This window comes from Bacillus capparidis (assembly GCF_017832095.1).
GTDB lineage: Bacteria > Bacillota > Bacilli > Bacillales > Bacillaceae > Bacillus > Bacillus gobiensis.
The window spans coordinates 120,178-143,481 of record NZ_JAFDST010000007.1 but is presented as its reverse complement, the minus strand read 5'-3'; the positions used below and the strand labels follow the sequence as shown (position 1 = coordinate 143,481).

General features: G+C 41.6%; 20 protein-coding genes. 12 read left to right on the top strand and 8 right to left on the bottom strand.

Annotated elements, in window-relative coordinates; all coding sequences use genetic code 11:
• Positions 1–159 precede the first annotated feature (159 nt).
• The 4 genes from JOC74_RS21230 to JOC74_RS21215 all read left to right on the top strand — a co-directional run bounded on the left by JOC74_RS21230 (position 160) and on the right by JOC74_RS21215 (position 6,149).
• Entirely contained in the window at positions 160–477 is a 318-nt protein-coding gene (locus JOC74_RS21230) for a heterocycloanthracin/sonorensin family bacteriocin (RefSeq protein ID WP_312883856.1), read from the top strand.
• Positions 478–658: 181 nt separating this feature from the next.
• Positions 659–2,611: a putative thiazole-containing bacteriocin maturation protein gene (locus JOC74_RS21225; protein WP_211086316.1), complete on the top strand. Its 1,953-nt coding sequence runs from the start codon at positions 659–661 to the stop codon at positions 2,609–2,611.
• On the top strand, positions 2,608–4,551 hold the full coding sequence (locus JOC74_RS21220; RefSeq protein ID WP_053602024.1) for a TOMM precursor leader peptide-binding protein: 1,944 nt from the start codon (positions 2,608–2,610) through the stop codon (positions 4,549–4,551). Before JOC74_RS21225 ends, JOC74_RS21220 begins: the two co-directional genes overlap by 4 nt.
• A 23-nt stretch (positions 4,552–4,574) precedes the next feature.
• On the top strand, positions 4,575–6,149 hold the full coding sequence (locus JOC74_RS21215) for a SagB family peptide dehydrogenase (protein WP_053602025.1): 1,575 nt from the start codon (positions 4,575–4,577) through the stop codon (positions 6,147–6,149).
• Positions 6,150–6,181: 32 nt separating this feature from the next.
• Here the strand turns inward: JOC74_RS21215 and JOC74_RS21210 are convergent, their stop codons facing one another.
• Positions 6,182–6,505 (bottom strand): RDD family protein, encoded by a 324-nt coding sequence (locus tag JOC74_RS21210; RefSeq protein WP_211086315.1) that lies wholly within the window; start codon positions 6,503–6,505, stop codon positions 6,182–6,184.
• A gap of 307 nt (positions 6,506–6,812) precedes the next feature.
• Between JOC74_RS21210 and JOC74_RS21205 the strand changes: the two genes are divergently transcribed.
• A complete protein-coding gene (locus JOC74_RS21205; protein WP_053602027.1) occupies positions 6,813–7,361 on the top strand; it encodes a cation-translocating P-type ATPase in 549 nt (182 codons plus the stop codon).
• Positions 7,362–7,509: 148 nt separating this feature from the next.
• Here JOC74_RS21205 and JOC74_RS21200 read toward each other — a convergent pair whose 3' ends face one another.
• From JOC74_RS21200 to JOC74_RS21175, 6 genes are all read right to left on the bottom strand, one after another.
• On the bottom strand, positions 7,510–9,075 hold the full coding sequence (locus JOC74_RS21200) for a polyamine aminopropyltransferase (RefSeq protein WP_053602028.1): 1,566 nt from the start codon (positions 9,073–9,075) through the stop codon (positions 7,510–7,512).
• A gap of 82 nt (positions 9,076–9,157) precedes the next feature.
• Positions 9,158–9,553: a DUF350 domain-containing protein gene (locus tag JOC74_RS21195; protein ID WP_053602029.1), complete on the bottom strand. Its 396-nt coding sequence runs from the start codon at positions 9,551–9,553 to the stop codon at positions 9,158–9,160.
• A 24-nt stretch (positions 9,554–9,577) separates the two neighbouring features.
• Complete coding sequence (locus JOC74_RS21190) at positions 9,578–10,171, bottom strand: DUF4247 domain-containing protein (protein ID WP_225970312.1); 594 nt, start codon at positions 10,169–10,171, stop codon at positions 9,578–9,580.
• Positions 10,172–10,273: 102 nt separating this feature from the next.
• Positions 10,274–10,939 carry a PspA/IM30 family protein gene (locus tag JOC74_RS21185; protein ID WP_053602030.1) on the bottom strand — a complete coding sequence of 222 codons (666 nt, stop codon included), beginning with the start codon at positions 10,937–10,939 and terminating at the stop codon, positions 10,274–10,276.
• Positions 10,940–10,960: 21 nt separating this feature from the next.
• The gene (locus JOC74_RS21180) at positions 10,961–11,473 is read right to left on the bottom strand and encodes a DUF4178 domain-containing protein (protein WP_053602031.1); all 513 of its coding nucleotides are present in this window, start codon (positions 11,471–11,473) and stop codon (positions 10,961–10,963) included.
• Between the two features lie 262 nt (positions 11,474–11,735).
• Entirely contained in the window at positions 11,736–12,800 is a 1,065-nt protein-coding gene (locus JOC74_RS21175) for a DUF3900 domain-containing protein (RefSeq protein ID WP_053602032.1), read from the bottom strand.
• Positions 12,801–13,147: 347 nt separating this feature from the next.
• Between JOC74_RS21175 and JOC74_RS21170 the strand changes: the two genes are divergently transcribed.
• The 5 genes from JOC74_RS21170 (at position 13,148) to JOC74_RS21150 (ending at position 17,529) form a co-directional block, all read left to right on the top strand.
• Entirely contained in the window at positions 13,148–13,576 is a 429-nt protein-coding gene (locus JOC74_RS21170) for a YwqH-like family protein (protein WP_053602033.1), read from the top strand.
• Complete coding sequence (locus JOC74_RS21165) at positions 13,576–13,836, top strand: YwqI/YxiC family protein (protein WP_053602034.1); 261 nt, start codon at positions 13,576–13,578, stop codon at positions 13,834–13,836. Before JOC74_RS21170 ends, JOC74_RS21165 begins: the two co-directional genes overlap by 1 nt.
• A 69-nt stretch (positions 13,837–13,905) precedes the next feature.
• Positions 13,906–15,888: a ribonuclease YeeF family protein gene (locus tag JOC74_RS21160; RefSeq protein WP_211086314.1), complete on the top strand. Its 1,983-nt coding sequence runs from the start codon at positions 13,906–13,908 to the stop codon at positions 15,886–15,888.
• 19 nt (positions 15,889–15,907) lie between these two features.
• Entirely contained in the window at positions 15,908–16,282 is a 375-nt protein-coding gene (locus JOC74_RS21155; protein ID WP_053602036.1) for a UCP033725 family protein, read from the top strand.
• Positions 16,283–17,142: 860 nt separating this feature from the next.
• Complete coding sequence (locus JOC74_RS21150) at positions 17,143–17,529, top strand: UCP033725 family protein (protein ID WP_053602037.1); 387 nt, start codon at positions 17,143–17,145, stop codon at positions 17,527–17,529.
• A 174-nt stretch (positions 17,530–17,703) separates the two neighbouring features.
• Here the strand turns inward: JOC74_RS21150 and JOC74_RS21145 are convergent, their stop codons facing one another.
• Positions 17,704–19,278: an alpha-amylase family glycosyl hydrolase gene (locus JOC74_RS21145; protein ID WP_053602038.1), complete on the bottom strand. Its 1,575-nt coding sequence runs from the start codon at positions 19,276–19,278 to the stop codon at positions 17,704–17,706.
• Positions 19,279–19,716: 438 nt separating this feature from the next.
• Between JOC74_RS21145 and cypC the strand changes: the two genes are divergently transcribed.
• Both cypC and JOC74_RS21135 read left to right on the top strand, forming a co-directional pair.
• Positions 19,717–20,997, top strand: coding sequence for a CYP152 family fatty-acid peroxygenase CypC (cypC, locus tag JOC74_RS21140; protein ID WP_053605933.1), 1,281 nt, complete (start codon positions 19,717–19,719; stop codon positions 20,995–20,997).
• A gap of 347 nt (positions 20,998–21,344) precedes the next feature.
• On the top strand, positions 21,345–23,282 hold the full coding sequence (locus JOC74_RS21135) for an endonuclease MutS2 (RefSeq protein WP_211086313.1): 1,938 nt from the start codon (positions 21,345–21,347) through the stop codon (positions 23,280–23,282).
• Positions 23,283–23,304: the final 22 nt, after the last annotated feature.

The window sequence follows — 23,304 nt, the reverse complement described above, 5'->3', positions numbered from 1 at the left end:
CCCTTTAAAACTTTTTAAAGATAAATTAGGTGTTTGAATCAGTAACAATACCCAACTGTATTTCATATTTTGTTTGGGTAAGTATCCTAAAGTGTTAATTGATCTCCCTGTTTATGATTTCCCCTTTTTGATGTGCGCATCATTTTGCCAAATTTTATTATGGAGGTTATGAAAGTGAACAATTTTCAAAATGAACTTCAATCGTTAAATGTTGGAGAATTTCAAGCAAATGAGGCAGTTCCTTGGGATCAAAACCAGTATTACATTGATCAGGCTCGACAATTCGGCGGTGCCAGCTGCTTTAGATGCTTCAGTTGTTTTAGTTGCTTTAGCTGCTTTGTTTGCTTTAACTGTTTTAATTGCTTCCGATGTTTTAACTGCTTTAGATGCGGAGGCCGCTGCGGAGGTAATTGTGGAGGCAATTGCGGGGGACGATGCGGAGGCAATTGTGGCGGCGGTGGCCGCTGCGGAGGTTAATACATTCTATTTTTCTTACGAAAGTATAGGTTGTCTTAGGAGAAGTACCTGCCCCTTGCAGAATTTGTTGCAGGGGCTTTTCTCTTGAGGAATAGACATAAGAGACAAATTGCTTTACATAGGATGAAATTGAAAGTAATGATGCAGATATGAGTACAGCTTACGGTTAAGGAGGAGCGAAATGACAATTTTAACCCCATCTATGCGTCTGAAAGTAAGAAGAGATACTTTTTTTCTCCCTGATCCAAAAAGCGGTGTGTATTTTCGGAACAACGTCAGTTCTTTCCGTATGGAAGGAAGCATGATTGATCAGTGGGTAGAAAAGCTGATACCTATGTTTAACGGAGAGTATACGCTGGGGGATTTAACAGACGGATTGCCGGGACTATACCGGGATCGGGTGTACGAAATAGCGGAAGTGCTGTATCGAAACGGATATGTTCGAGATGTAAGTAAAGACCGCCCTCATCAATTGACAGAAGAGGAATTAAAAAAGCATGCATCTCAAATTGAATTTTTGAACAGCTTTGGCGATTCGGGTGCGTACCGTTTTCAAGCCTATCGACAAGCAAAAGTGCTGGCAGTTGGTTCCGGTTCTTTTTTTATTTCTTTGGTTTCTGCGTTACTTGAATCCGGATTGTCTAAGTTTCATGTATTGATCACAGACTCGATACCAACTAATAGAGACCGGATAACGGAACTTACGGAACATGCACGTCAAACAGACCCCGGGGCATCCATAGAGGAAGTTACACTGCATAAGGAGAGGGAGAGTTCTTGGGCAGAAATTTTACAGCCGTTTCATTCGATTTTGTATGTATCACAGGAGGGTGATATAGAGGAGCTGCGGGGTATTCATTCGTATTGCCGAAAAGAGAAGAAGCTGTTTCTCCCCGCCGTATGTTTTCAGCAGGCAGGTATGGCAGGGCCGCTTGTCCATCCTGATTCAGAGGGTTGCTGGGAGTCTGCGTGGAGACGCCTGCACAAATCGGTGATGGCCAAAAACCAGCAGTATTCTAATACAGCGAGTGCGATGCTGGCCAATGTCATCGTCTTTGAACTATTTAAAAAGCATACCGAAGTGGAAGACTCGGAACAGAGGAATCAATTTTTCCTGCTTGATCTGGATACATTGGAAGGAAACTGGCATTCATTTTCACCTCATCCACTGGTAACTGGACATGCGGCAGCCCAATGGGTTCAAGATTTTGATCGGCGGCTCGAACAGACCTCGAGTAAAGGTGAGCCAAGCAGACTGTTTCTTTACTTTAGTCAGTTGACATCTGCCGAATCAGGGATTTTTCATATTTGGGAGGAGGGGGATATAATTCAGCTGCCGTTAGCCCAATGCCAAGTTCAGGCGGTAGACCCAATGTCGGAGGGACCAGCTGAGCTGCTGCCAAATATAGTCTGTTCAGATCTGACACATGAGAAGGCAAGGAGAGAAGCGGGTTTAGCAGGAATTGAATCGTATGTGTCGCGAATGGCCGGTTTGCTCATTCCGACTTTACCGCCACATCAGGATGTAATGGGAAGCATGGCAGGTCAACGAGAATTTATAGGTGTCGGAGCAGGAGAAACGTTTTCAGAAGGTGTTTGCCGAGGGCTGGAAAAGTGTTTGGCCGAGAAACTGAGTAAGGTGCAAGCCGGTCGGGAAACCGATGTCTTGCAGGTGCGGTTAACTGCTGTTGAAGATGAACGATGCCGCTTTTATTTGCAGGCACTGACCACGATGCAGGGTGAACCGATCATTGCTTTAGGAGAGAAAGTGTTTGGTTTTCCTGTGGTATGGGTCGGTACGAACAACAGCTGGTATGCAAATATCGGTTTGAATATAACTATGGCGTTGCAGAAATCGTTACAACAAGCGCTATTGAATGCACAAAACAAAACAGAACACACTACGTGGGAGCCATTGAAGGTTTCACCTGTCCTTCTTGGTGAGAAGGTACCCCAAAGCCTTGTCATTCACGAAAGCGAAGAGATAACAAAAGCTGAGGTTTTACAGTCCGCCATGAAGGTCTTAAAACAGAACCAAAAGCGCCTATTAATCTTTGATCTAGCCGTTGAACCATTTATGCAAGAGGAACTAGAAGTATTTGGAGTGTTGATACGAGAGGAGGAATCCCGGTGAGTGCTATTGTGGCTGTTGTTGGAGAAGGAGTATTGGCGGATCGCGTATGTAAGGATCTTTCAAGTAAATACGAGGTAGTCCGTCAGCCCGATTTCGAGGCAGGAATACCCGAGGCGGCTAATTTGGTTCTAGTGGTGCACGATGCCTGGATTCCTTCCGTTCATCTTAAGGCGGAAGAAGTAATACGTCCAACCGGAATTCCTTGGCTTCGAAGCTTCGTTTCTTTTGGCGAAGGTGTCGTTGGACCGCTGGTGCGACAGGATAAGCAGGGGTGCTCTCAATGTGCGGACACGCGGCGCCTTATGGCAGGACGCGACCGTAAAGAGATGTGGGAGCTGCAGCAAAGGCTGGAGGAGCAAGATAGAGTTGAGCGTGACGTCTGGGGATCGCGTTTGGGACTTTTACAGTTGGCTTATTTACTCGAATCTGAAGCAGATAAGGTGTTGCAAGGGATCTCGGCCAATTTGGAGGAACAGGTATTTTTAATTAACATGAAAACACTGAAAAGTTCACGGCATTCCTTTATTCCCGACCCGTTGTGTACAGTTTGCGGCGGATTACCCGACGATTCACCGGATTTGGCTCGCATTTCTCTGCAGCCAAGTTTAAAAATCAGCACAGACAGTTATCGCTGCCGCTCGATGGATGACCTGAAAGAAGTACTTGTTAAAGACTATCTTGATCACCGAACGGGATTTTTGAATGATAAAATGTATGACCTCATCCCGCCATTTGCAGATGTCAGTGTCAATCTGCCTTTGTTTAATGGTGACGAAGGAGTAGCGGGCAGAACTCATACGTATGCTGTAAGCGAAGTGACTGCCATTTTGGAAGGTTTGGAGAGATCCTGCGGTCTAGCGGCCCGCGGCAAACGGACAGTTGTCCATGATAGTTTCAGTAACCTGAAAGATCAAGCTCTTAACCCAGTCAAAGTAGGGATCCATACAAAGGAGCAGTATGCGCAGCATGATTTTCCGTTCAAACCGTTCACTCCTAATCGTCCGATAAATTGGGTGTGGGGATATTCGTTATTGCAAGAACGTCCAATTCTAGTTCCAGAGCTGCTCGCCTATTACAGTTTGGGATGCGGACACGGTTTTGTCTATGAAACTTCCAACGGTTGTGCGCTAGGCGGAAGTTTGGAGGAGGCTATTTTCCACGGTGTCTTGGAAATTGTGGAACGTGATTCATTCCTGTTGACCTGGTACGCCCAGTTGCCGCTCCCGCGTATTGACCTTTATTCTGCAAACGATGAAGAGTTACATTTGATGGTCGACCGTGTTCGGGCGGTGGCGGGATATGATCTGTATTTGTTTAACTCGACGATGGAAAACGGAATTCCAAGCGTTTGGGTGATGGCAAAAAACAGGAAAGAAAAAGGATTGAATATTATTTGTGCCGCCGGAGCTCACTTAGACCCAGTACGTGCAGTGAAAAGTGCCATACATGAATTGGCTGGCATGATGCTTACGCTTGACGAGAAACTTGAGTCAAACCAGGAGGAGTATGTCAGCATGCTGCAAGATTCATCTCTAGTGCGGAAGATGGATGATCATGGCATGCTGTACGGATTGCCGCAAGCAGAGGAGCGGTTGCAGTTTTTGCTGGACGATAATCGTCCTGTGCGAACGTTTGAGGAGGAATTCAATTGGAAGGGGAAGCATACAGACCTGACCGCTGATCTTCAAGACGTATTTCAAAAATTTCGTCGATTGAACCTCGATGTCATTGTTGTGAATCAAACGACATCAGAAACGATACGAAACGGACTGCATTGCGTGAAAGTACTGATTCCGGGGATGCTGCCGATGACATTCGGACATCATCTTACCCGCGTAACTGGGCTGGAGAGGGTGCTTAGAGTACCATGGGAGCTTGGATATGCAAAACAACCGCTGACTATTGAAGAGCTTAATCCATATCCGCATCCGTTTCCGTAAGCAGTGACTAGGAGGCATGGAGGATGAGTCTAGAGAAATATTTACACAATCTGCATTTTGACATTGATAAGGTAAGCCCTCCGGATTGGGAAGTGGATTGGGAAGATGCACCGCTTCCGTATAAGCTATATCGAGGATTGCCTGTCGTTCCGCTCTCAATGGAAGTACCGTTGACAATCGAAGGATGTGAAGCACCTGCTACGCTCGATCTTCGCAGAATCGGTCATTTTTTTTGGTATGTATTCGGTCTCACTCAAATTAGCCAGTCAGCCTTTTCAACGGAATCCAAAGAACAAGAAGTGGACCTTATGCAGTCGTATCGCCGTTTTGCTCCCTCAGGTGGAGGATTGTATCCAAGTGAGTTGTACGTGTATGTGAAGGTGGATGAACTACCTGCAGGGGTATACCATTATGATGCAGCACACCATCGTTTGGTGATGTTGCGAGAAGGTAACTTCGATTCGTATATTGCCCGTACTCTCGGAAATCGTTGTGACGTATCCGATTGCTTTGGTACTGTTTTTGTGTCGACGATGTTTTGGAAAAATTTCTTTAAATACAATAACTTTGCTTACCGCCTGCAAGGACTGGATGCTGGGGTGCTGATCGGACAATTACTGGAAGTAGCGAAACGTTTTGGTTTTGAAACAGGGGTGTGCTTCCAATTTCTTGATAGGGCCATCAACCATCTGCTTGGGTTATCTGAAAAAGAGGAGAGCGTGTATGCAGTGATTCCGTTATCGGCGGAACCTGGAGTCTCGTTTACAAGCGAGAGTTACGTGGACGGTAGTGTCTCCTCAACCGAATTATGCCGTGAGCTGCCAGCAATTCAGCACAATCATTACGTTCGGTCACGGAAGGTCATTGAGCATCCGATGATAACCAAAGTAAATGAAGCTTCGATGCTGGAATCAACTCAATCGTTCAAGCAAATCAAGGGGATTAAGAGTGAGAATTGGGAAGTTCAAACGATAGCTTTACCAGACGTGAAGCGGTTATCATATGATCTGGCAGCTGCCTGCCGGAAGCGATTTTCACCAGACATCGATTTCGTATTAGGAAAAGTTACTCCAACACAGCTGGCCACATTGCTTCATGAGGCAACGGCTTCCTTCTCGTATCGAAATGATTTGGACTGTGCACATAATTTTGAGCCACGTGTCTCACTGTACAGCTGTTTGCATCATGTTGAAGGCATTCCGGACGGGGCTTATCATTATGATGGTCATACCCATGAATTACGTCAGGTGCATCTCGGAGATCATCGGCTACAGTTACAATCAGGAATGTCAATGTATAATGTGAATTTGTTCCAGGTTCCTCTCTGCCTGCATGTGGCTGGGGATAAGGATATCTTTATTTCAGAACTTAGTTACAGAGGATATAGAATTCAACAAATGGAAGCAGGAATGCTTGTCCAACGCTTGCTGCTAGCTTCGTCTTCCATTGGAATGGGCGGGCATCCTCTTCTTGGATTTGATGCGAACGTATGTGATGAGATTTACAAAATGGAATCACAAGGAAAAACGAGTTTAATTCAAATTCCGATCGGTTTCTATCGATCTCGCCCTTGGTTGAGGGGGAGCTTGCAAAGCTAGACTGGATTCAACAGATTGAAAAAAACTTCCTGTTAACGAACAACTTTTGTTCCAGCAATCCAATCATAAGTCGTTTTTCTCTTTTTATTCATAAGAGGGCTTATAAAGTAGATGAAAGCTGTGAGATAGACGGCAATTAAAATCATGTAAACGGCAGTATCGGATAAGGCAGTAGGCAGCGTTACCAAGAAAAATCCTGTTAGTTCAGCTGCTGCTGGGGAATTCGAGAATAATGGAGTAATAAACGGGCGAAATATGACAAAAATAGTGCCGACTACGAAAATGCCGTATAAAACGATAATGAGATAATCAAATAAGAAAGCGTAAATACGGATTTTTAAGGGAGCGTAAGTCATTCTTTGGGACTTCCTCCTTTTTTCGATTCAGTTAAATAAGAGCTGCAAAAAAGAATCCACACTTTGAGCTTAATGAGGAAAAGGTGGATTCTTACTTCGTGTAACTGTATTTTATTGTCTGTTCGGTTGTATCAACACGAGCGGTTTTTTAATCATTATATTCGACATTTCTGAAAAAGAGAACAAGGTTTGTGCCTTAAAAAAAGCGAGAAGAGAAGTGTTGTTCAATCGATGAAGGAAGATAATTGACTACATAGAATTACTATGTATATAATGAAAATCAGAACAGGATTAAGGAGAGGATATTGTGACCTTTATTCTATTAATTGGAACTGTTGGAGTGATACTTACTTTATTTTTTATAAAACCACTAACAGGAAAGGTTGGCAGTAATCATAAACTGGTGCACAAGCTAAAAGATACGAAATGGTTTCAAAATCATTGGCTGGCAGGAATGTTCCTGTTCATTGTGAATGCTGTACTCTTTTTTTCTACTGGACTTATACTATACGTATTTGTATTAACTTATTTTTTAATTCCATATGTTCATTTATTTATCATGCTTTTTGCTGCAATCGTGAGTATTTTTCTATGGATATTAATTTACAAGGCATGGCAAGGGACAAAAATAAATCGTTTAAAGATGGGGTTTATCGGGAGCAGTTTTTATATTGTTTTGACTGTCATATTCGTATATTGGTTATTGACACTGAAACCTTCTTATCCAGGCGATGATACGTTTATGGGGGCGATAGGATTACTTTTTTCCATAATCGTTACTTCAGTTGCGTTTATTACATGTTTTGTTATTACGGGGTTTTACAAGAACGAAAACAAGCAAAGGATAGATATTTAATCACGAGAGACGCTATTCCCATTATCTGAAGAAAAACTGACTATGAAATAATATTTTTAACATCACAATTCATATTGAATATACAATGAAAATCCTTACTTGAAAACAACAAAGATCACTTCACAATCCGTGAAGTGATCCATGTCCCCTAGTAATTCCTCCAAGCCTCTTCATACATCGGTATGATGATCGGATTCATCAATGTATTTGCTTCGTAGCTGAAAGGTTTTCCGTTTTTATCAATTATGTCTTTGTCGATATCTTTTCCGAACGTTGTCATCCCTTGGAGGACGTCTTTAGTTAAAAATTTGGTCTTATTAGGAAGCTTCACATTATTGATGGTATTCTTCATGTTTTCTCTTTTTGCCATGACAAATCCCCAATCACCAAAGCTCGGAACATCCAAGTGCAGGTTTTTCGTGTGCAGCCCTGCTTGTTCAATAGTGTAATCGATTGTCCAATAAACCTTCGTAGCAAATGTAGGGCTTGTGGATTGAAGCATAAGCGTACCGCCTGGTCGAAGATGATTCCGGAGCAGCTGATAAAATTCAAGTGTATACAGTTTGCTCAAGGATTCATTATTTGGATCGGGTAAATCGACAAGGATGACATCATACAATTGATCTGATTGTTCCATAAACTTAAACGCATCCTGATGGTGGACATTTACCCTCGGGTCAGAAAATGAATTTTCATTTAAACGGACGAGATCATAATCTGTTTTTGCCAGCTTGACCATGGCCGGATCGAGATCAACCAAATCAACGTTTTTCACTTCATCATATTTCCACAGCTCCCTTAATACGAGACCATCGCCACCGCCAAGAACTAAGACACGATTAGGATTTTTTACACTTCCCATAGCAGGGAGGACAAGCGTTTCGTGATAGCGGTATTCATCGGCTGAACTAAATTGAAGCTGGCCGTCGAGAAAGAGCCGCACATCACCTTCCTCTTTCGTTAGGATGATTTGCTGATATTCAGATTGCTCCTGGTGGATAATTGGGTCACGGTAGAGACGCTGCTCAAATGTAAAGGCAGTCTCATCTCCCCAAAAAACGCCGGACAATAAAGTAATAAATAAGGCAATGCCTGCTGCTGCGTGCCAGCGAAAGCGGCTGATTTCTTTTTTGAAATAAAAGAGAATCCACAATGCCACGCCTACATTGATTAGCGCGACGATAAAAGCCGATTTGACCAAGCCAAATTCGGGACGCAGCCAAAAAACAAACAACAGACCGCCAATCAACCCTCCGGCATAATCGGAGAAAAGTACTCTAGCTGTACTTTTTTTCAAGGTGACACCGATAGCGTTTGCCTTTCGAATCAATATCGGCAATTCAAGTCCAGTCAGTGCCCCAATCAATAACGTAATGAAATATAAAAAAAGGGCATCGGTTCCGTCCGGAAGAAAAGCGGTTACACCAAAAAACAAAAATGTCGATAAGCCGCCGATAAGACCAATGGCGTATTCGATCCACACAAAGGACAGAATTAAATGCTTCGAGACTCGTTCACTTATGGAAGCGCCGATGCCCATTCCTGTTAAAAAAAGCGAGATGGTGAGCGTATACTGCTTAACACCATCTCCCAAAATGTAAGAGCCTGCTGCTCCAAATAATACTTCAAAAATAATTCCGCAAATGGAGACAATCCCTGAAGCCCAATATATCGTATTGCTTTGCTTCGTGCCCAGGTCTGTCAGGTTTTTCATTTCATTCGACTCCTTACTCGGGTAGCTCTTGCTTTTTCATTTCATTCGACTCCTTACTCGGGTAGCTCTTGCTTTTTCACGATTATGTAATAGATGCGCCGATGACAAAGGCTAGGCCTACCGAAACAGCAAAGCTGATGATTCCGACTGCTATATTTCCTTGCTTTAATTGTTCTTCCACAGAAAATTTTCGAGTGAGCAATTCAAATAAGACATAAGCGATAAGCTGCAGCACAATACCAACAGCTCCCCATATCAGAGTTTCATGCAGGGCGAGGCTGTGGTAAATCGCAAACGCTAAAATGATGCAGATCCCTACAATTTTGCCGCTGATGGAAAGCGCGACGGCCTTATTTCCATTTAAGATTTCGTCCCAATCCTTATATTTCCTTGTCAGCAATTCAAAAATAGCAAGGCTTGCGACAACGATAATAATCGCAATTACAAAGTACATGATAGTCAGCAAAAACGGTTGCATATTTTAATAATCCCCTTTCTTGTTTTACTTGCCTGTGCCGGGCCCGCCTCCGCGAACCGAGGATGAACCGCCACGTACTGAAGGAGTGCCTTTTTTTCCGGCAAACCCTCCGGAAGAATTGTAGCCTCCATAGCAATGATCCGGGTTCACACGGCACGCCTGATTTCGATCTCTGCTCCAATTGTTTCCGAACAGATTGTTAATAAAAGATGCCAATAAATAACCTTGAAAAAAGCTTGGCCGGTAATTGTGACGGACAAAATCCTCATCCGCTACTTCCACCAACGTATCAGCGGAATTTTCTTTTGATTTAGTCAATGTAACAAACTGATCGTCATAGACGAGAATTTGTTTATCGTCCTTTAACTCACTCATTTCTGTCGGCTTTGAATGGTTCTGAAGCTTTTTTGCGACAGCAGAGATATCCTGATTATCCGCAAGATAGATTGTTGAAAAATTACCGCTGTTTTCCGTGGATGAAACGGTATCATAAAGCTGATAGTTATCACTGATAAAGTCTTCAATATCTTCACTGAAGGTTGAACCTGATCCGTTCCCGCATGCGGCTAAAAAAACGAGCACACCTGCAATGATAACGGACACTAACGCCCTCTTCACGATCATCACCCGCTTTCCTAAACAATACAAAAATCTGTCCCGCAAAAAAGCAGGGCAGACTTTAAGAAAGGATCTTTTCAAAATCCTTTCTTTTTGTATACCTTATTTTCCTAATTTTTTCTTGAGTGCCGCTAATTCGTCTTCGACGCCATTATCGTCTAACGCATCTAATTCATCATCCAAGCTGCGGCTGGAAGAACGCCTTTCTTCACTTGTTTCTGCTTCAGCCTCATATTGAAGGACTTTTTCCTCCATCCGTGCAAATCCGGCCTTCGATTCATTGTCGCCGTAGTTGGACATGGCCCTGTTCATTTTTGTCCGAGTTTTTGCGGATTCTGCACGTGCTTTTAATGAATCCTTTTTCAACTTCATTTCATTAAATTCACTCTTCATTTCATCCAGTTTTGAGCGAAGAGAGGCAGCATCCGTTTTGGCTCGTTCATAAGATTCGCGAAGTGTTGCCGCTGTTTCAGCATGAACTTTCTTATCTTCAAGCGCCCGGCGTGCAAGGTCTTCATTTCCAGCTTCAAGAGCTTTAACAGCCTGCTCTTCACGCTTTGAAACCATCTGTTCAGCATCTGTCACTTTCTTAAACAGCAATTTTTCATTCGTGATCTGCTTTGCTACCGCTGTTTCTGCATCACGGATATCTGCTTGCATCTCCCGCATAAACTGATCGAGCATTTTTACCGGGTCTTCTGCCTTGTCAAGCATCGCATTTAATTCAGAACCAACTACTGTTTTTACTCGTTTGAAAAATTGAAACATCTTTGATTCCTCCAATTTTAGTTAATTGCTTCCTGCAATAATTTTTATTTCATATTCTTCAATTCCATATCCAGTGCTGACTTCAATTTCGCTGCCCCAAATCTCTACGGATAGGTACTTTTCTTCCGCATCATCATAAAAATCAAAATACTGGCATTGGACTCCATCGACATTTTGGCTTCGTCCTTCCCCGCGGACAACCGCCGTTCCGGACTCATCCAAGTAATAATCTACCCCATCCACCGCAAGCTTTTTCGGAATCGGCTCTTCGAGTTTCAGCTTGGATTTTTCATATATACCAAGCTCCAGCTCATCATCAACCTCGACACTAAGCCAAATCACGCGGCTCGCACCCTGAAGCTGATAAGCATACCACTTAAAACCATGATCATTGTACGAAAGCTTCCCGACAACCTCATAGTCCTCAAGATCATAGGTCACAATATCACCTGTTCTCAGATTCATGACCGTACGTTCTTCCACAACGGGAGTTTTTTTCTCTTTATTGCCAAACAATTTTGTAAAGAAGCTCAATAGGTTTCACGTCCTTTATTTTTACCTTTACATTATATACGGACAGCAATGGAGAAAGTTTTCTTTTTTCATAAATTTTTATTCGAATTTTAGAAAGCAGGTAGTAATTAATTAAATGGTACCATGTTAAGTGGTGTTGAGGGAATTTTTTGTGGTAGAAATGTTTTGTGTTGCGAAAGTAAAAAATACCCCAAAAAAAGAGCATATCTTGCTCTTTTTTGGGGTGAAAGTAATATATTAAATATTCATTAATAATGTTTACTTAGACATGTTTCCTATTAATCCTCTCAATCACCTCATGCAGCCCCTCGGGTCGATGAAACTCAATGGGAGAAAATCCTTTTTCAAAAGAGATTCCGTCTGCTTCCACCAGCAATACGTATCGTCCGTTTATTTTTGCAAGGTGAATGTTCTCCCCAAAATCCGCAAGCAAACCTTTAATCTCTGTTTCTCCCAGCTTCATTTTTACTTCTGCTTCCGGCGTATGCTCCACAATCTGAGCCGTCGCTTCCACAACCTGAGCAGTCGTTAGTCTCTCTTGAATCTCCCGCTTAGGGCTGGCTTCCCATATTTCCATGTCTTGCTCGAATTGCTGAAGTTCTTCGCTGTTTTCTTCGAACGTTTCGTACACATGCTCCTGCACCATATCCATAACCTGCGATTTCATGATTTCCGGCATCGACTCACCGTATTCCACGTACTTTAAAAAGTCTTCAAAGTAGCGAGCATGTGACGCTTGGTGGATTTTTAGTTCTCCTTCTTCCACCATGCCTTCTTCTGGCATATACGGATATTGAATCGATTTCATATTCTTGGTTGTAATCGCCATCTCGACCTTTTTAATTAACGATGCCTCGTCTGCAATGGAAGCCACTTTCGGCTCGAAATCACATTTCATAATGAAGACAAAGGAATCATCGTAATATTTTCGCGGCACAGCGGATGCAACAAGAAAGGCACCTCCGCGGACTGCGCTTGTGTCCAAGTATGTACGAACGAATTGCTCGCTCATTTCGTTAAATTGCTCTTTCGTATCGGCAAAGCGGGTACGGTGAAATAAATTATAGTTAGGATTGGAGTCAAGTTCATGCCCCGGCTCTACGACAAAGTGTCCAATTTTGGTCGGCACCTGTTCCGATTTCGGATGGCGTTCCGACTTTCGTTTCACAATTTTCTTTAGTTCTCCATCTAAAAAATCCTTTAATTCACTTTTATCAAATTCATCGGAATCAAGCGTTTGAAAGTGTTTGAACCGTTTGTTTGCTTGTTCGTCCTTACCTTCAATGTGTATAACATAAAATGATAAAAAGCGGATCTGAAAATCCATGTCAATACTCACCTTATTTCTGATTTCAATCCATCAAGTATAAAAAAATAGTTATTATCCGTCAATTTTATTAGTTACGAAGTTTAAATGCACTGAAGCGTCCTACAATAGCACGGATCCGGGGTTTAATTGCACAAAACCAAGATCTAATTACATCGAAGTGGTCCTAAAGCGTACAATCCATAAAAAATAAATGTACTTCTCGGCACATTAATAGGTCTTTTATCCTGTTAAATAGAGAAAAGAGGAAGATAATCCTATTTAAGTAGCGTGGCTTTCTCCTTACACTAAAGATAGATGTGGGAAAAGATGCCATACGATGAATCTGTCTAATGAGGTGAAAGCAATTGTTTAGTTTGGATAGTCTTGTTCATATCCGCAGCGCCATATCGGGGGAAGTTGCAGATGTCGAGGAAAAGATAGACCGATTGAATCAGGCCAAAAAGGAAATAGAACACCAGCAAAATGATTATTTGGGAGAATGCAGAAAAATATTAAAACCCGAGTTAGCAAAATCATGGACAGGATCACGGGCGAACAAATTTAACGACTCCCGTGATGAAGCCCATCAAACGATTGAAAACATCTTAAATCATGAATATGAAAGCTATAAAGATAGGATAGATTGGGAGATTGCACAATTAAACATGCAAAAGGAAACACTGTCTTTTGCAGGCATCCTGGCGCGCGAAGCGGTAGAAATAGCGGACGCGGGACAAGATGCATGGGAAGCAGCAGGGGACAAATTTAACGATTTGAAAAGGTGGCTGTTTTAATGACAACGATACAACTTAGGCATAAAGAAGTCATTTCGAAGCTGAATGAAATTAATCAAGCGGTTGAAGGACTCTCATTAAGAAGTCCTTCCGCCAGTTCTCTTGGTGACAACAAACTAGACTTTACCGCAAAATGGCTGGAAAGAGAAAAAAACATCCATGAGTTGGTTTCTCAATATAAGGAGGCCGTATTAAAAAACCTCGAAGATACAAGAGATAATGTAAACACCTTAAAAGAACAGGATCAAGCGATCAAATAAAGTCGATATACATCAGCAGAGGTCATCGTGATCGTTCATGCAAAATACATATAGAAAGGCATTGGTCGAATGGCGAACAAAGTCTATGAAGCGAAAACACTAGTATCTGCAGCAAAAACTCGAGCCGATGAGTATCAAGAGCTTAAGCGCCAAATGAATCATGTGAAACGAAGCATGCAGTCGCTTATTAACCTCGATGGATTTCATGGAAAAGGGGCTGAGGCAATCAAAAGCTTTTATCAAGCCCAAATCGACGTGGTGAACGAGTGGGTTCACCTTATTGATAAAAATATTGCCTTTTTGAAAGGGATACCTGGTACGGAAGAGGATTTTGATCTTGCCGGCAATACCGAGGTACATGTTCCTTTTGTCGAAGAGGATGTATCTAACGGCCTCACTCGTGCGAAGGAAATGGTATCTGAGCAGCACCGGGAATTAAAAGGTACATTCCGTCAAATTGACGACCTAATTTCCCTCACACCTTTTTCAAAAGAATCCTTCCATTCCCAAATCGAGGATGCTGAAAAAAAACGATCGGAAACCGTAAAAGAACTGAATGAAATGGATCGCGCGCTGAAAGAGGAATATGAGATGCTGGAAAGCGATGAAGCGATCGTCACCACTCTTTATCAGCAATTGCTTGCCTCGACTGGAAGCGGCGGAAACGTCACTCCGATCCACTTCGATGCCAAGGCCTATCACAACAGCGAAATCTACAAGATACGGGAAGAAAATGCTGCTAGACATGAGGAGTACATAGAATTTAAACAGGAGCAAATCGAACAAAGGAGACTGGCAAAAGAACAAGAAGAGTTGGAAAACCGCTCGTGGCAGGAAAAAACATGGGATGCGACATGCACCTTTACAGGAGAGATCTCGGGATATTATGATTTTAAGAGAGCAACAGAAGGCATCGACCCTGTCACATGCGAAAAGCTTACCACCGCAGAACGAGTCGCGGCCGGAGCGATGGCAGCTGCGGGCTTTATCCCAGTCGTCGGCTGGGCGGGCCGGGCGATTAAAGGCGGAAGTGCGATCTATAAAACTGCAAAGGGCTTAAACGCGGCAAACCATGCCTTAGACGCCTATAAGAGCACTAAAGGTATGGATATCTTACATAAGAGTGAGATGGGTATCTACGGTTTAGTCGCAGCCAACGGCTTTGGCGAAGCAGCAACAGGAAGGGACATGTTCGGCAACAAGCTTTCGGACGAAAAACGCACGCAAAGCCTGACGAATGCACTTGGGATAACGGCAGTGGGCGGATTGGCGCGATATGTGGACCATGTGCAAACAAGAAACAAATTGCCGTACAGTGAAATCTCACAGGAGTTTTCAATGAAAAATGGTAATGTTACAAGCGATGTAACTAAGGAATCTAGTGGATCCAGCAAAGGAGAATTTGGCTTTGATGTAACAAGTGAAATGAAAGGGTTTCGTCATCAGATTGATAATGAACTTAAAAAGCATGGAATAACACCAGGTGAGTTTAATGACTTGAAATTAAAATCTGTATCTGAGTTAACAGATGCAGAAGTGAAGATAATGAAAGATTTTCGAGATGCTGTTCTACCAATTAAGGAAAATACCCTTTTGCAAAAAACTATCCCTTCATCAGATATTGAGAATTATCTATCTGGAAAATATACAGAAATAGGTGGTTATATAGCAAAGGCAGAAGATGTAGGACATATTAATAATTATGGAGATGTTGTTGAATCCTTCAGACTGGATTATTCATTCCCAGATGGGACAAGACCATTTCCAGCAGATGGAGATTCGTACGGAATGATAAGGTTTAAAACTAAAGAAATTGATGAAATAGAGATCCCATACGGAGAAAGATTTAGTGGTACTAATACGGATGGTCCACCATGTACGCAAAATGGTTTTACAGGTTCGAGAAACGGAGAAATAGTTCCAGAATGGAAGTTTACTTCAGGCCAAAGATTTTCTCCAGAAGACGGAGCAGAACTTTATAAAGTATCTGCTGGGGAGGAAAAACTTTTAGGGGTTTTTGATGCCACTTTAGGAAAATTCATAAAACCATAGAAAAGGACGTTGTGAATATATGTATAAAAAAGGAATATATGCGAAATATAATGAGAAAGAATATAAAATAATTAAAAAAGATGATTCGATTACTTTAATAAGCAATGATCCTTTAGATATGAAAGCAGGATTTGAGGTTTATAAAGATGGTATTTTAACAAAAAATGTCTCCAAAGAAGAGCTAAGCAACCCTTGTAAGATAAAAACATTTGGTAGATATAAAGGTTATGATTTAATTATAAATGGAGAGTATAATGGTGAATATTTATTAGGAGCAGATAGTAAAGCTGCAAATGAATTAGACTTTCCTATGACGGATAAATATTTTTATGAAAAATGGGTACCTAAAAATGAGGTAAAACTAATAGAAGAACGTAAAGAAATAGAATTGTAAAATTTTAAAGGGATTATTTCAACTTTGAATTTCAATATAAACTGGAATAAGAAGAAAGTGCTAATAACGTCCATGGTTAGAAATTCAAATAACAAGCTCATATTTTTCAAGTAATATCGCAGCGTCTTTTCTGATCAATGTTCTTTTAGTTGGTTGATAAGTGATGGCACAGTCGCAAAAACACTCTATGTTACGAAGAGAAACATAGGGTGTTTTTCATTTATGTGATATAAACCTGGCTTGATTCTATTCCAATCGATAATGCCGAAAAAAAACGATCGGAAACCGTAAAAGAAGTGAATGAAATGGTTCGCGCAATGAAAGAGGAATATGAAATGCTGGAAAGCGATGAAGGGATGGTTTACCACTCTTTATTATTAATTGCTGGCTAAGGTTTCTTTACTCGAAACAGAAAAATGGATTTGAACGGACTGATAAATATTATTATGAGAAAAAAGTAAAAAAGAAGATATTGAAATTATAGAAGAGGAAAAAGATATTCATTTATAAGAAGGCTGAGACTTGTCATATCATGGGCCAATTAAATAGTAGTTCGATTCAGTTTAACCCCTATTAACGGGCAGTAAGACCTCACCTCAAAGTTCCGAGAGTCGTTGAAAATAGGAGGGGGTTTAACTATCCATAAAAGCAACTACAAAATGAAGTAAGTTGAAAAGCATTAAATTACGATTACTAGTCCAATATTTAATGTTTTTCATTTTTTTTACTAACTTTCTAGCATAAGGGATCTAGTAAGGCTGTTATTATATGAAATTAAGAATGAAGGCGAAAAATTAATTGCAATTTATAATGAAGAGGATAAGAAGTTTATTAGTTTAATGAAATAGGAGGGGATAAAGATGAGAAGCGGGAAGAGAGCAGTATATAAAGGGGTAGAATATGAATATATTACAAAAAACGACAAAATCTATAAGTTATTCGTAAAAGACTCATCACTTGCACCAGATGACTTCGAATTAAATGAAAAAGGTAATTATCAAAAATTTGTTACACGAGATGAAATTGACGTTTTGTATTATATTGATCAGTTTGCAAAATATAAAGGGCATAAATTCCCAATATGGGAAACTAACGGAGTTCAATTATTATTAGGAGAAGGGAGCTATAAAATTACGAAAGAAGTAGGGTTTCCCCCATCAGGGTTACCTTGGGAGCGAGGATTATATAAGAAGTGGATTCCAAAAAGTGATATTGAAGAAATATTGGAAGAAAAAACCCCTCTTTAGGTGCTGAATTGTATCAAGTGTCAGATGGTAAAACAGTAATCAATAATATAAAGTAACCTAGCAAACTTTAATTTGCTAGGTTTACTAGGTGGGATGGGCTGCCCTTAAAAACCTGATTGGTTTATCGAACAATCAGTTGGGGATGTAAACACCCCAACTGATTGAAGCTTCATTTTATTTTATTATCACTGTCGTATTCGCCGGAATGACTAAAGTTGACTTCACTTTTTTCGCGCCTTTTTCACTTGAAAAAATCAGCTTTCCTTTTTGTGGAACCGTTATGGTGACTGGTTTATTTGATAGATTATGATAGATTTGAAGCGACTCCTTTTCATAAGAGCGGCTATAGGCAATGACTTGTGAGTTCTCAACTTGTATGGATGCTAAATCGCCTTTTATTAGCTCTTCATGCAGCTGGCGAATTCGGATCATTTTACGATAATGGTTTAACAGAGAATTTTTTTCTTTATCTTGTGCTTCAACTGAGATTCCGTTATTACCGGTGTTATAAACCGGTGTTTCCCAGCTGGATTGACCCTCTCCATCACCTTCATACCAACGGAAGGGTTCGCGAATAAGCTCGTCTGGTTTTTTGCCTGTCATGCCGATTTCTTCTCCATAATAAATGAATGGATTACCAGGGAGAGTCAAAAGAATAGAAGCTGCCGTCTTTGCTTTATTTATGTTTCCATTTAATTCGCTCATGACACGATTTTGATCATGATTCGTTAAAAATATGCCATCAATTTTATTGGGATTATAGGATTCAAATAATTCATCTGTAGCAGAGGCTGCGTCAGCTACACCTTGATCTGCCCCGTTTTTCACTGAATCAATGATTTTGCCGGCTAAATCAAAATTAAAGAGAGAATCTAGAGATTGATAATATGGCGCAACCACTTCAGGTTGTTCCCAGACTTCACCGACTAAATATGTCTGTGGATTTGTCTCTCTCATTGCGTCACGAAATTCGTTCCACCATTCAATATTTTTCTTTGCGCCCTCTGGCGTTTCCCCTTCAAATACGTGAAGAGCTGCATCTAACCGGAAACCATCAGCGCCTTGTTTTAGCCAGAACTTCCCAACATCTATAATCTCTTCACGCACTTCTGGATTATCAAAGTTTAGATCAGGCATCACAGACGAGAACGTTCCATAATAGTACCCTTCACCGTATGGATTTTTATGCCACACTTGTTGTCCCCATGGACCTTTCTCATTTAGGTCTGTTTCATCATCTGCCCAAATATAAAAGTCACGGTATTTGCTGTTTTTATCTGTACCGGCTTTCTTAAACCAAGGATGTTCACTGCTCGTATGATTAACGACGAGATCGATGATGACTTTCGTACCACGCTTATGAGCTTCTTTTGTCAGTTTTTTAAAATCTCTTAAATTTCCATACTCGGGGGCAACACTATAGTAATCGGTTACGTCATATTTATGATAGCTTGGTGAAGGATGAATGGGCATTAGCCACATTCCATTTACTTGTAAGTCTTTTTTGTTATGTGGATTTCCATCGTTTATGTAATCCAGCTTCTTTGTAATCCCTTTCAAATCCCCGTGTCCATCATTGTTAGAATCGTAAAAAGAGTTGACATAGATTTCATAAAAAACTCCATTTTTACTGTTATTATCGCCCCCATTGCTAGATACTGTTTCCGCGCTTACTCCACTTGATAAACTTACAGCCAGCGTAAATGACAGTGACAATGTAATTGCAGCAGACCGCTTTTTCTTTTTCATACCCACATCTCCCATCTCCCATTTGTTGAATGTAAACGTTTACTCGATTACAAACAAAAATGTATCACCTGATGGAGAATATTTCAATGTTTTCTAGGATTTTGATTACTATTGCCTAGATGAGAGCATGACTATAAACTGGATGAATTGGATGCAGTATGAGTCTTATGCCTTATATCCATTAAACCTAGTGCTTTGTTCTCCTTCAATCTCTCTGTTCTCTCCAGTTTGAAAATCAAAACTTTAGGGGAAAGTAACCTTAAGTATTTCGTTTAAGATCGGGCAGTGAAGAACTGCTAAAAAAGAGAACAATCCACAACTAAACAAGTAAGACTACCGTTCATCTTGTGGTATAAAACCATCGCATAGATGGGAATCTATTCTGGAATAAAGACGCTTACGAAACGTAAAGAAAAAGGAGATCGAGTACGTATGAAAATGACGGAAAATGTCCCCTCTGATAAAACGCTCGATAACAGTCTTGCTTTGCTATTGGAAGGATATCAGTTTATCCAAAACAGATGCCGCCGCTATGAATCAGACATCTTTCAAACTCGTTTGTTGGGGGAGAAGGTGATATGTATGAGCGGAGAGGAAGCGGCAAAAGTGTTTTATGATACGGAGCGGTTTCAACGAAAGGGTGCAGCGCCGAAAAGAGTTCAAAAAACGTTGTTTGGAGAAAATGCCGTTCAGGCTATGGATGGTGAAGCTCATAAGAAGCGTAAGCTCCTCTTTATGTCGCTGATGACACCTGAACGCCAAAAATCTCTGACGGATCTGATGATCGAAGAGTGGAAAAAGAGTGCAGTCAGGTGGGAAAGCAAGGACAAAGTGGTTCTCTTTGATGAAACACAGGAGATGTTGTGCCGGGCAGTCTGTCAATGGACAGGGGTTCCCTTAAAGGAAGAAGAGGTTGCGCAAAGAGCCAGTGATTTTGGGGAGATGGTCGATGCGTTTGGAGCGGCAGGACCGAGACACTGGCGCGGGAGACAGGCCAGGGCACGGGCGGAGAAGTGGATCAGGGAAGTGATTGATAATGTCCGGTCCGGAACTTTAGATGCGCCTGAGCATACAGCGGTGTATAAAATGGCATTTCATCAAAATCTGGACGGGAAACCGATGGATACGCAAATGGCAGCGATAGAGCTGATCAATGTATTAAGGCCTATTGTTGCAATTGCTACCTACATTACCTTTTCAGCGTTGGCGTTGCATGACAATCCTGAGTATCGGAAGAAGCTGCAGTCTGATGACGAGAATATGAATCAATGGTTTGTTCAGGAAGTTCGCCGGTTTTATCCCTTCGGCCCTTTTTTAGGAGCGCGGGTGCGCCAGGACTTCACTTGGAAACAATGCCTTTTCCATAAAGGACAACTGGTGCTGCTTGATATTTATGGGACAAACCATGATCCGCGACTGTGGGACGAGCCGGATAAATTCCGCCCGGAGCGTTTCAAGGATTGGCAGGGAAGTCCATTTGATTTCATTCCCCAGGGCGGCGGTGATCATGAGAAGGGCCACCGGTGTGCGGGCGAATGGGTGACAATTGAAATCATGAAGGCAAGTGTAGACTTTCTTGCGAAGCAGCTCGACTATACTGTACCATCTCAGGATCTGAGCTTCAGTCTGGTGAGAATGCCTACTCTTCCAAAAAACAGGTTTGTGATGAGTAATGTTAGGCAAAGAAGTGATTCAACTCTCAATCAAAAAGGACATTGACAGATTCTTGAAAAAAGCATAAACTAAAAAATGTCTAACCCCTTCCAATAAAGGAGATTATTTTATGAGTGTGGTTGTTCTTAACTAATCCGTAATTCAATACGGTCTTGAAAAGGTGAAAAACTGTGTAAAGCACAGGTTTCTTTCGTGCACCCTTTTTCGAGAATTGTTAAGAACAAGCATCATAGCAAAGAAGAATGGTTAAATCCAAGCTATGGCATGTATTGTCGTGGCTTTTTTTGTGCATAAAATGTTTTTTTGTGCAGAAAATTATTTCTTCTGGCCGTCATGAGCGTTTGTTCATGGCGGCTTTTTTTGATTGGAAAAAATGAAGGAGGATCAAAAAAATGAACCAGCAAACAATTGATGTATTAGGATTTCACGAAGTGTTACAGGAGGTGGCAGGCTTCGCAAGGACGTCTCGCGCCAAGGACACGATAAAAAATTTAACGCCGATCATGAATAAACGGGCGATCGAACGGATGTTGGAAGAAGTACAGGAGGCTGTACAGATTTTGAACATTAGTTCTAGTGTCCCAATTCATGCGTTGGATGAGATGGATCAATACATTCAGCAAGCGAAGAAAGGGTTATATTTGCGGGCAGTCCAATTTTCACGTATTTTATCCTTTCTCGACCATTGTCGAAAGCTGAAGAATTTTATGAAGGATAAAAACGCGGCGGCACCGACGGTTAGTTTGTATGCGGAATCGATTGACAATTTAAACGATCTGGAGGATGAATTAAATCGCTGTATGAGGCATGGGCAGCTTGATGATCATGCTTCCAGTCATTTGGCTTCTGTTCGGAGGCAGCTGTCAATACAGCTTGCGAAATTAAAGGATAAGGCTGAAGGAATGGCCAAGTCGAAAAAATACGCAAATTATTTGCAGGATACCATGGTAGCAGAAAGAAATGGGAGGTTTGTCCTTCTGATTAAGAAAGAATACCGGAATAAAATCAATGGAACTGTTGTTGATGCTTCTGCATCGGGCGCCACTCTGTTTATTGAGCCAAATGAGCTTTCGGATATGAGAGAGGAGATTGATTTGCTCAGGCTTTCTGAAGAGCGGGAGATGGAACGGATTTTATATGTCCTTACAGAGAACTTCCTCTCCCGTGAGCAGACGATTCAAATTGCGGCTGACACAATGCATCATTATGACGTATTGTTTGCAAAAGCAAAGTACAGCCAGCTCCTCAGGGGGACATCACCGTCAGTAAATGAAGACTATCTCATTGACTTAAAACGGGCAAGGCACCCGATGCTAAAGGAAAAGGCTGTCCCGCTTTCGCTTTGTTTCGGACAGGAAAACCGCGCTCTCGTGATAACAGGTCCAAACACCGGCGGGAAAACAGTCACTTTAAAAACAGTTGGTTTATTAACGATGATGGCTCAGTCCGGTCTCCATATCCCGGCTGATGAGGGGAGTACTCTCCACATTTATCAGCAAATTTTCGTGGATATCGGCGACGGACAAAGCATAGCAGAAAACCTGAGCACTTTTAGTTCAAGGCTCGTAAATATCATTGAGATTTTGCAAGAAACGAATGACCATTCGCTTGTGTTGCTTGATGAGCTCGGTTCTGGCACGGATCCGGGTGAAGGCATGGGTTTAGCAATTGTGATTTTGGAACAGCTTTTTGAAAAGGGGGCGACACTGTTTGCAACGACGCATTACAGTGAGATGAAGGAGTTTGCAGATCGAAAAGAGGGGTTTTTGAACGGATCAATGGAATTTGATCTGGAAACCCTTCAGCCAACCTATCGTCTGTTGCTTGGAGAAAGCGGAAAGAGCCAGGCGTTTGCTATTGCCTTAAAGCTGGGCATGCATCCAAGTATGATTGAAAAGGCTTATGAAATTACGTACAAAAAAGAGCATCCGTTCACAAGCAAATTTGATGAGAATGAACTGAAGGAGCCGCGCTATTCCAAACAGATTGCTACCAACAAATACGCGAGAAGAGCGCAAACACCAAAGTACGCAAAGGCTAGCGAGGAAAAGGTTACAGAGTTTGAGCAAGGAGATAATGTAACGATAACAGCAACAAATGAAACAGGCATCGTCTATCAAGGGCCGGACCAGAAAGGAAACTACATTGTGCAAGTGAAGGAGGAAAAGCAAACGATCAATCACAAACGCTTGAAATTGTATATTGCTGCGAAAGAGTTGTACCCTGAAGATTATGACTTTGATATCATCTTCAAATCAAAGGACTACCGGAAGGCGAAACATCAGCTTGATAGAAAGCATGTTGAGGGATTGACAATGGAAGAGGAGTAAAGTGAAAAATCCGTGCTCGTAT

What these genes read in the sequence shown, in the direction of transcription:
- JOC74_RS21165 (WP_053602034.1), top strand. Translation starts at nt 13,576, where the DNA reads ATGACAACGATACAACTTAGGCATAAAGAAGTCATTTCGAAGCTGAAT.
- JOC74_RS21150 (WP_053602037.1), top strand. Translation starts at nt 17,143, where the DNA reads ATGAGAAGCGGGAAGAGAGCAGTATATAAAGGGGTAGAATATGAATAT.
- cypC (WP_053605933.1), top strand. Translation starts at nt 19,717, where the DNA reads ATGACGGAAAATGTCCCCTCTGATAAAACGCTCGATAACAGTCTTGCT.
- JOC74_RS21200 (WP_053602028.1), bottom strand. Translation starts at nt 9,075, where the DNA reads ATGAAAAACCTGACAGACCTGGGCACGAAGCAAAGCAATACGATATAT.
- JOC74_RS21185 (WP_053602030.1), bottom strand. Translation starts at nt 10,939, where the DNA reads ATGTTTCAATTTTTCAAACGAGTAAAAACAGTAGTTGGTTCTGAATTA.
- JOC74_RS21210 (WP_211086315.1), bottom strand. Translation starts at nt 6,505, where the DNA reads ATGACTTACGCTCCCTTAAAAATCCGTATTTACGCTTTCTTATTTGAT.
- JOC74_RS21135 (WP_211086313.1), top strand. Translation starts at nt 21,345, where the DNA reads ATGAACCAGCAAACAATTGATGTATTAGGATTTCACGAAGTGTTACAG.
- JOC74_RS21225 (WP_211086316.1), top strand. Translation starts at nt 659, where the DNA reads ATGACAATTTTAACCCCATCTATGCGTCTGAAAGTAAGAAGAGATACT.
- JOC74_RS21195 (WP_053602029.1), bottom strand. Translation starts at nt 9,553, where the DNA reads ATGCAACCGTTTTTGCTGACTATCATGTACTTTGTAATTGCGATTATT.
- JOC74_RS21230 (WP_312883856.1), top strand. Translation starts at nt 160, where the DNA reads ATGGAGGTTATGAAAGTGAACAATTTTCAAAATGAACTTCAATCGTTA.
- JOC74_RS21145 (WP_053602038.1), bottom strand. Translation starts at nt 19,278, where the DNA reads ATGAAAAAGAAAAAGCGGTCTGCTGCAATTACATTGTCACTGTCATTT.
- JOC74_RS21215 (WP_053602025.1), top strand. Translation starts at nt 4,575, where the DNA reads ATGAGTCTAGAGAAATATTTACACAATCTGCATTTTGACATTGATAAG.
- JOC74_RS21175 (WP_053602032.1), bottom strand. Translation starts at nt 12,800, where the DNA reads ATGGATTTTCAGATCCGCTTTTTATCATTTTATGTTATACACATTGAA.
- JOC74_RS21155 (WP_053602036.1), top strand. Translation starts at nt 15,908, where the DNA reads ATGTATAAAAAAGGAATATATGCGAAATATAATGAGAAAGAATATAAA.
- JOC74_RS21160 (WP_211086314.1), top strand. Translation starts at nt 13,906, where the DNA reads ATGGCGAACAAAGTCTATGAAGCGAAAACACTAGTATCTGCAGCAAAA.